The sequence below is a fragment of the Veillonella sp. genome, assembly GCF_019414865.1.
Classification (GTDB): Bacteria; Bacillota; Negativicutes; order Veillonellales; family Veillonellaceae; genus Veillonella.
The window spans coordinates 2,577-4,026 of record NZ_DXLG01000136.1 but is presented as its reverse complement, the minus strand read 5'-3'; the positions used below and the strand labels follow the sequence as shown (position 1 = coordinate 4,026).

Below are 1,450 nucleotides of genomic sequence, written 5' to 3'. Positions count from 1 at the left end.
AATAAAGGAGATTATCATGAATAACGCATTGGGCATGGTAGAAACAAAAGGTTTAGTAGGCGCAATTGAAGCGGCTGACGCAATGGTAAAAGCAGCTAACGTTACATTAGAAGGCACTGAAAAAATCGGTTCCGGTCTTGTAACTGTAATGGTTCGTGGTGATGTAGGTGCTGTAAAAGCGGCTGTTGATGCAGGTTGTGCTGCAGCACAAAAAGTAGGAGAAGTAGTATCTACTCATGTAATTCCACGCCCTCATAGCGATGTAGAATTAATTTTACCTAAGAAAGGATAATAGCTTATGGATCGGGAACAGATTCGTACTATTGTACGAGAAGTGATCGAAGCCATGTTCGAATCGTCCATTCCCGTAGGTGTGAGCAATAGACATGTTCATCTATGTCAGGAGGACTGGGATATATTATTCCCTAATCAGGCTATTACTAAGAAAAGTGATTTGAAGCAAACTGGAGAGTTTGCTTCAGAACAAACAGTTACTTTAGTGGGGCCTAAAGGGGTCATTCAAAATGTCCGTGTTTTAGGTCCTCTTAGAAAACAGTCACAAGTGGAGGTATCTTTGACCGATGCACGTACATTGGGTATAAAACCTCCTATTGTACTATCTGGTCATTTAGAATCAGCCGTAGAGATTACTCTATGTACTGAAAATGGGGAAATTACAAAACCTATTTGCATCGTTGCAAAACGACATATTCATATGTCGCCTGATGATGCAAAACGGCTTAATGTAAACGATGGCGACAGCGTAAATGTTGAACTTCAAACGCCAGAACGTACCACTGTATTTGGTGATGTCATCGTTCGAGCCGTACCGGGATTTATTCTAGAACTCCATATTGATACAGATGAGGCAAATGCTGCCAATGTACAAGGTACAGTGATGGCGAGAATTGTACAGTAAAGTAGGTGATATGATGAAAGGTTTGAAAAAGGCAAATAATACCTTGCAAGAGTTCTCTGATCTTGTAGAGTCTAAACAAGTGAGCTCTCATAATCAAAAGAATTTGCGCGTAGGCATTGACCTTGGTACATCATCTATTGTCCTATCCGTAGTAAACGATAAAGGTAAACCTATATATGGTGCCTTTGAATACAACGAATCTATTCGAGATGGCCTTGTAGTTGACTATGTGGGAGCTGTTACGATTACGCGAGCGCTAAAGGCTCAGGCGGAAGCAGCCTTAGGCACAGAACTTGTATATGCTGCAGCAGCTATTCCACCTGGAACGATAGGCAAGAATAAAGATGTAGTAGGTCATGTTCTTGAAAGTGCCGGTTTTGAAGTAACCTGTATTTTAGACGAGCCTACCGCTGCTGCTAATGTGCTAGGCATCACCGATGGAGCTGTTATTGACGTCGGTGGTGGTACTACGGGCATAAGCATTTTAAAAGATGGCCAAGTTGTATATACCGTAGATGAGCCTACAGGAGG

3 protein-coding genes are annotated in these 1,450 nt (G+C 41.9%); all 3 read left to right on the top strand.

The window, feature by feature from the left end; genetic code table 11:
- Positions 1-16: 16 nt before the first annotated feature.
- Positions 17-292, top strand: a complete 276-nt coding sequence (gene pduA, locus QZ334_RS07345) for a propanediol utilization microcompartment protein PduA (RefSeq protein ID WP_005385294.1) — start codon at positions 17-19, stop codon at positions 290-292.
- A gap of 6 nt (positions 293-298) precedes the next feature.
- Positions 299-919, top strand: coding sequence for a phosphate propanoyltransferase (gene pduL, locus QZ334_RS07340; RefSeq protein WP_295233233.1), 621 nt, complete (start codon positions 299-301; stop codon positions 917-919).
- 10 nt (positions 920-929) lie between these two features.
- A partial coding sequence (gene eutJ / locus QZ334_RS07335) for an ethanolamine utilization protein EutJ (RefSeq protein ID WP_295233231.1) occupies positions 930-1,450 on the top strand: 521 nt, incomplete at its 3' end.

Bases quoted from the DNA above. Each gene is read 5' to 3' on its own strand.
- pduA (WP_005385294.1), top strand. From the start codon at position 17: ATGAATAACGCATTGGGCATGGTAGAAACAAAAGGTTTAGTAGGCGCA.
- pduL (WP_295233233.1), top strand. From the start codon at position 299: ATGGATCGGGAACAGATTCGTACTATTGTACGAGAAGTGATCGAAGCC.